Source organism: Micromonospora sp. NPDC018662, assembly GCF_044391475.1.
Lineage (GTDB): Bacteria > Actinomycetota > Actinomycetes > Mycobacteriales > Micromonosporaceae > Micromonospora.
Map to the genome: position 1 here is coordinate 228247 of NZ_JBISAC010000006.1, position 7577 is coordinate 235823.

The 7577-nt window shown below is 77.1% G+C and carries 1 protein-coding gene (running past one end of the window); it reads right to left on the minus strand.

Features of this window, described 5'->3' with window-relative positions:
• Positions 1–7568, minus strand: the start of a protein-coding gene (locus ACH495_RS19415; RefSeq protein WP_396859125.1) for a type I polyketide synthase. 22015 nt of this gene lie to the left of the window's left edge; 7568 of the gene's 29583 nt are visible here — the first part of the coding sequence; it begins with the start codon at positions 7566–7568; the stop codon falls past the left edge of the window.
• Positions 7569–7577: the final 9 nt, after the last annotated feature.

Below are 7577 nucleotides of genomic sequence, written 5' to 3' on the forward strand. Positions count from 1 at the left end.
GTCAGCTCGCGGACCCGGCAGGGGCCGAACTCCTCACCGGCGCGCAGCACGAGTTCGACGAGCGCGGTGCCGGGGACGAGGACCGCGCCGGCGACCTCGTGGTCGGCCAGCCACGGCTGGGTCGACAGGGACAGCCGGCCGGTGAGCACGGCGGCGTCCTCGCCGGCCAGCCGGACGGCGGCGGTGAGCAGCGGGTGGCCGGCGGCGCCGAGGCCGGCGCCGGTGACGTCGGCGGCGGGTCCGGCCGGGCGCAGCCAGTACCGGTCGCCGCCGAACGCGTAGGTGGGCAGGTCGGCCGCGCGGGCCGGGGCGTCCGCGAACAGCGGGGTCCAGTCGACGTGCGCGCCGCCGGCGAAGAGTTCCGCCAGCGCGGTGAGCAGCGCGCGGGGCTCGGCGCGGTCCGCGCGCTGGGTGGCGACGGCCAGCGCGTCGTCGGCGGTGTCGCGGATCAGCGCGGTGAGCACGCTGCGCGGGCCGATCTCCAGGAACGTGTCGACGCCGGCGGCGCGCAACGCGGCCACGCCGTCGGCGAACCGCACCGCCTCGCGCACGTGCCGCACCCAGTAGTCGGGCGTACGCAGGTCCTCGCCCTCGGCGAGCGCGCCGGTCACGTTGGACACCACCGGCAGCAGCGGCGGGTGGAACGTCAGGCCGTCGAGGACGGCCCGGAAGTCGGCGAGCATCGGCGCCATCAGCGGGCTGTGGAACGCGTGGGACACGGTGAGCCGGCGGGTGCGCACGCCACTGTCGTCCCAGTGGTGGGCGATCTCGTCGAGCGCGTCGACCGGCCCGGAGACCACCACGGACCGCGGCCCGTTGACCGCCGCGACGCCGACCTCGGGGTGCCCCGCGATCGACGCGGCCACGTCGGCCTCCGGCGCCCCGACCGCCAGCATCCCGCCACCGGCCGGCAACGCCTGCATCAGCCGGCCCCGCGCCGCGACCAGCGCGCACGCGTCCGCCAGGGACAGCACGCCGGCCAGGTGCGCGGCGGTGACCTCACCGATCGAGTGGCCACCTACGAAGTCCGGCGTCACCCCGAACGACTCGACCAGGCGGAACAGCGCCACCTCGACCGCGAACAGACCCGCCTGCGTGAACTGCGTCTGGTCCAGCAGGTCGCCGGCGCCGAACAGCACCGGCTTCAGCGGCTGCGGCAGCAACGGACCGAACTGCGCGCACACCTCGTCCAACGCGGACGCGAACACCGGGAACGCGTCGGCCAGCTCCCGGCCCATGCCGGCGCGCTGCGCGCCCTGCCCGGAGAACAGCACCGCGACCGGCCCCCGGTCGGCGGCGCGGCCGGTGACCAGGTTGTCGGCCGCCCCGCCGGCGGCGAGCGCGCGCAGCCCGGCGACCAGCTCGTCGTGGTCGGCGGCGAGCAGCACCGCCCGGTGCTCCAACGCGGTCCGCGCGGTCAGCGACGTCCGGCCGGCGTCGAGCAGGTCGGGCCGGTCCGGCGCGGCGAACGCGTCGGCCCAGCGGGTCGCCTGCCGGGCCAGCCCGCCGTCGCCGCGCGCCGACACCAGCACCGGCACCAGCGGCGGCGGCGGCGCGGGACGCTCGGTCACCTCGGGCTCGGCGGCCGGCGGTTGCTCGATGATGATGTGGGCGTTGGTGCCGCTGACACCGAACGAGGAGACCGCCGCCCGGCGGGGCCGGTCCACCGCCGGCCACGGCCGGGCCTCGGTGAGCAGCTCCACCGCGCCGGCCGACCAGTCGACGTGCGGGGTCGGCGCGTCGACGTGCAGCGTGCGGGGCAGGACGCCGTGGCGCAGCGCCTGCACCATCTTGATCACGCCGGCGACGCCGGCGGCGGCCTGGCTGTGCCCGATGTTCGACTTGATCGAACCCAGCCACAGCGGCTCGCCGGCCCGCTCCTGCCCGTACGTGGCCAGCAGCGCCTGCGCCTCGATCGGGTCGCCGAGCGTGGTGGCGGTGCCGTGCGCCTCCACGGCGTCCACGTCGCCGGTGGTCAGCCCGGCGGCGGTGAGCGCGGCCCGGATGACGCGCTGCTGGGACGGGCCGTTCGGCGCGGTGAGGCCGTTCGACGCGCCGTCCTGGTTGACCGCCGAGCCGCGGACCACGGCGAGCACGCGGTGGCCGTTGCGGCGGGCGTCGGAGAGCCGCTCCACCACCAGCACGCCGACGCCCTCGGACCAGCCGGTGCCGTCGGCGGACGCGGCGAACGACCGGCAGCGGCCGTCCGCGGCCAGCCCGCCCTGGCGGGTGAACTCGACGAACGCGCCGGGGGTGACCAGCACGTTCACGCCGCCGGCCAGGGCCAGGTCGCACTCGCCGGCGCGCAGCGACTGCACGGCCAGGTGCAGCGCGACGAGCGACGACGAGCAGGCGGTGTCCACGGTGACCGCCGGGCCCTCCAGCCCGAACGTGTAGGCGACCCGGCCGGAGATGACGCTGTGCGCGCCGCCGGTGAGCCGGTAGCCGTCCAGGTCGCGGGTCTCGTCGCCGGCGCCGTAGCCGGACGGGGACGCGCCGACGAACACGCCGGTGGCGGTGCCGTGCAGCGCGTCCGGGTTGAGCGCCGCCTGCTCGAACGCCTCCCAGGTGGCCTCCAGCAGCAGCCGCTGCTGCGGGTCCATGGCGAGCGCCTCACGCGGGCTGATGCCGAAGAAGTCCGGGTCGAAGTCGGTGGCCCGGTCGATGAAGCCGCCGTGGCGGGTGAACGAGCGGCCCGGGGCGTCCGGGTCGTCGGCGAAGAGCCGGTCGAGGTCCCAGTCCCGGTCGGTGCGGAACTCGGTGATGCCGTCCCGGCCCTCGGCGACCAGCTCCCACAGCCCGTCGGGGTCGGCGACGCCGCCCGGGTAGCGGCAGCTCATGCCGACGATCGCGATCGGCTCGTCGGCGGTCGCCGGGCCGGCGGGCGCGTCGGCGGCGGCGTCGCCGGCTTCGGGCAGCCGCAGCAGCGTGGCGAGCTGACCGGCGAGCACGGCCGGGCTGGGGTAGTCGAAGATGACGGTGGTGGGCAGCGACAGGCCGGTGGCGGCGGTGAGCTGGTTACGCAGCTCCACCGCGGTCAGCGAGTCGAAGCCGAGGTCGCGGAACGCGCGCCGGGGGCGTACCGCGTCGCTGCCGCGGTGGCCGAGCACTGCGGCGGCGTGGTCGCGGACCAGGTCGGTGAGGCGGCGTTCCCGGTCGGCGGGGGGCAGGTCGAGCAGTTGCCGGCGCAGCCCGGTGGCCCGGTCGTCGACGTCGGCGGTGGCGGGCCGCTCGGCCAGCGCGTTTCGGGCCTCCGGGATGTCGGCGAGCAGCGGCCGGGGGCGGGCGGAGGCGTACGCGGGCGCGAACTGGGCCCAGTCCACGTCGGCGACGACAAGCGTGGTCTCGCCGTGCTCGACGGCGCGGCGCAGGGCGAGCAGCGCGGCGGCCGGCTGCATCGGGTTGAGGCCGCGTCGGCTGAGCAGCCGCTGCGCCTCCTCGGTGGTGGCCATGCCGCCCTCGGCCCAGGCGCCCCAGGAGATCGAGGTGGCGGTGAGTCCCCGGGCGCGGCGCTGCTCGGCGAGCGCGTCCAGGTAGGCGTTCGCGGCCGCGTACGCGCCCTGACCGCCGCTGCCCCACACGCCGGAGATGGACGCGAACAGCACGAACGCGTCGAGCTGCCGGTCACCGAGCAGTTCGTCGAGGTGGGCGGCGCCGGCGACCTTGCCGGCCATCACGTGGTCGAACACGTCGAGGTCGGTGTCGACGAGCGCGGTGAGCCGGGTGATGCCGGCGGCGTGCAGCACGGCGGTCAGCGGCGCGACGTCGTCCAGGCCGGCGACCAGCGCGGCGACCTTGTCCCGGTCGGCGAGGTCGCAGGCGACCACGCTGACCCGTACCCCGTCGGCGGTCAGCTCGTCGGCCAGCTCGCGGGCCCCGGCGGCGTCGAGCCCCCGGCGGCTGGTGAGCACCAGGTGCTCGGCGCCGTTGGCGGCGAGCCAGCGGGCGGCCTGGGCACCGATCGCGCCGGTGCCACCGGTGATCAGCACGGTGCCGCGCGGCTGCCAGCCGGCGAGCTGCCCGGCGGTGCGGGCGGTGGTACGGGTCAGCCGGCGCACGAACGTGCCGTACGGGCGGACCGCGAACTGGTCCTCGTCACCGCCGCCGGTGAGGACGCGGGCGACCTCGGCCCAGGTGGCGGCGTCGGGCGCGGCGGGCAGGTCGACCACGCCGCCCCACTGCCGGGGGTGTTCCAGGCCGATCACCCGGGCCAGGCCCCAGAGCGCGGCCTGGGCGGCGCTGGTGACCGGCTCGGCCGGGCCGGTGCCCACGCCACCCTGGGTGACGCACCACAGCGGCGCGGCCCGGCCGGCGTCCTGGGCGGCCTGCACCAGCCGGGTGGTGGCGACCAGGCCGGTGGAGATGCCGGGGTGGCCCGGGTGGTCGGCGTCGGCGAGCCCGAGCAGGGACACGATCGCGGTCGGCTCGTCGGCGAGCGACGCGGCCAGCTCCGCGCGGGTGGCGTGGACCGGGTCGACGGGCAGCGTGCGCAGCGTCGACCCGTCGGGCAGCGCGGCGGCGAGCGCGGCCAGCCAGGCGTCCACGCGCGGGTCGTCGGCCGGTCGCACCACCAGCAGGTCGGCGGCGGCCGGGGTGGCGACGGCGGTGGCCGGCTGCCACACCACCCGGTACGACCAGCCGTCCAGCACGGCCCGCTGGAGCCGGGCCCGCCGCCAGGACGACAGCAGCGGCAGCGCCGGGGCGAGCACCTCCGGGTCGGCGTCCCCGGCGGTGAGCGCGGCGACGTCGGCGCGTTCCACGGCCGACCAGAACTCCACGTCGACGACGTCCGGGCCGACCGGGCCGGCGGCGGTCGCCGCCATCCGCTCCGGCCAGTAGCGCCGGCGCTGGAACGCGTACGTGGGCAGGCCGGTGAGGACCGGCGCGGGGGCGAGGACCCGGTCCAGTTCCACCGGCAGGCCGTGCGCGTGGGCGTGGGCGATGCTGGTCAGCAGCCGCAGCCGGGCGTCCTCGCCGCGCCGCAGCGTGGACAGCGCGCGGCCGGCGGTGCCGGTGTCGTCCAGGATGGCCGCGACCGACATGGCGAGCACCGGGTGCGGCGACACCTCGACGAAGTCGGTGTGCCCGGCGTCGATCGCGGTGCGCACGGCGGTGTCGAACAGCACCGGCAGGCGCAGGTTGTCCGCCCAGTGGTCGGCGTCGAGGCGGGCGCCGTCGCACCAGTCGCCGGTGACCGTGGAGATGATCGGCACGTCGCCGGCGCGCGGCGTCAGGCCGGCCAGCTCGGTGCGGAGCCGGTCGGCGACCGGCGCCACGGCCGGGGAGTGCGAGGCGTAGTCGACGGCCACCGGCCGGGCCCGTACGCCGTCGGCGACCAGCGTGGCGATCAGGTCGGCGATGGCCTGGGACGGCCCGGCGACGGCGGTGGTGGCGGGGCCGTTGACCACCGAGACGGTCACGCCCTCGGGCAGGCGGGTGGCCAGCTCGGCGGCGGGCAGGTCGACGGCGGCCATGGTGCCGGTGCCGGCGACGTCGGCCAGGGCCCGCAGGCGCAACGCCAGCACCCGGGCCGCGTCGGCGAGGGTGAGCGCGCCGGCCACGTGGGCGGCGACGATCTCGCCCTGGGAGTGGCCGATCACGGCGCGCGGGCTCATCCCGGCGTGCCGCCACAGCCGGGCCAGCGCCACGCCGACCGCGAACAGCGCCGGCTGGGCGATCTCGGAGCGGGTCAGCCACGAGTCGTCGGGGCCGGTGAGCAACGCGACCACGTCGACGTCGAGCCAGCGGTCCAGTTCGGCCTGGCACTCGGCGAGCGCCTCGTCGAAGACCGGCGCGGCGCCGATCAGCTCGGCGGCCATGGCGGCGTGCTGCGCGCCCTGGCCGGGGAACACCCAGACCGGCCCCTCCCCCGGCTCGCCGGCCTGCCCGGTGACGACGGTGGCGGCGGGCGTGCCGGCGGCGACCGCGTCCAGGCCGGCGAGGAGCTGCTCGGGGTCGGCGGCGACCACTGCGGCCCGGTGCTCGAACACCGACCGGGTGGTGACCAGCGACCAGGCCAGCCGGGCCGGGTCGAGGTCGGCGTGGTCGCGGACGTGGCGGGCCAGCCGGGTGGCCTGCTCGCGCAGCGCGTCGGCGGACCGGGCGGAGAGCGACCAGACGGTGGCCGCGCCGGCGACCAGCGCCGGCCGGTCGGTGACGGGCGCCGGGGCGGGCGTCGGGTCGGCCTGTTCCACGATGACGTGGGCGTTGGTGCCGCTGATGCCGAACGAGGAGATCGCGGCGCGGCGCGGCCGGTCCACCGCCGGCCAGCTCCGGGCCTCGGTGAGCAGCTCCACCGCGCCGGCGGACCAGTCGATGTGCGGGGACGGCGTGTCGACGTGCAGCGTGGCGGGCAGCCGGCCGTGCCGGATGGCCTGCACCATCTTGATCACGCCGGCGACGCCGGCGGCGGACTGGCTGTGGCCCAGGTTCGACTTGATCGAGCCCAGCCAGAGCGGGTCGCGGCCGTCGCGGTCCCGCCCGTACGTGGCCAGCAGCGCCTGCGCCTCGATCGGGTCGCCGAGCGTGGTGCCGGTGCCGTGCGCCTCGACCGCGTCCACGTCGCCGGCGTCCAGCCGGGCGTTGCTGAGCGCCTGCCGGATGACCCGCTGCTGGGAGGGGCCGTTGGGGGCGGTGAGCCCGTTGGACGCGCCGTCCTGGTTGATCGCGCTGCCACGCAGCACCGCGAGCACCGGGTGGCCGTTGCGCCGGGCGTCGGCGAGCCGTTCGACGAGCAGCAGGCCGACGCCCTCGGCCCAGCCGGTGCCGTCGGCGGCGGCGGCGAACGACTTGCAGCGTCCGTCGGAGGCGAGCCCGCGCTGGCGGGAGAAGCCGACGAACGCGCTGGGGCTGGCCATCACGGTCACGCCGCCGGCGAGCGCCAGGTCGAACTCGCCGGCCCGCAGCGCCTGCGCGGCCAGGTGCAGCGCGACCAGCGACGACGAGCAGGCGGTGTCCACGGTGACGGCCGGCCCTTCCAGGCCCAGCGCGTACGCGATCCGCCCGGAGACGACGCTGGTGACGGTGCCGGTGAGCAGGTAGCCCTCGTCGGCGTCGGTCGCGCCGCCGTCGGCGGCGACGCCGTAGCCGTTGGCGGCGGTGCCGACGAACACGCCGACCTTCTGGCCGCGTACCGACGAGGGGGCGATGCCGGCGGTCTCGAACGCCTCCCACGACGTCTCCAGCAGCAGCCGCTGCTGCGGGTCCATGGCGAGCGCCTCGCGCGGGCTGATGCCGAAGAACTCGGCGTCGAAGCCGGCCGCGTCGTAGAGGAAGCCGCCCTGCTGGGTGGTGGAACGGCCGACCCGGTCGGCGGACGGGTCGTAGAGGTTGGCCAGGTCCCAGCCCCGGTCGGTGGGGAAGCCGCCGATCGCGTCGCCGCCGGCGTCCACCAGCTCCCACAGCTGCTCGGGGGTGGACACCCCGCCCGGGTAGCGGCAGGACATCGCGACGATCGCGATCGGCTCCCGGGCGGCGGCGCTCAGCTGCTGGTTGAGCTGCTTGAGCCGGCTGGTCTCCTTGAGGGAGGCCCGAAGCGCCTCGACGACCTTGTCTGAAGACGTGGACATCATCTACTC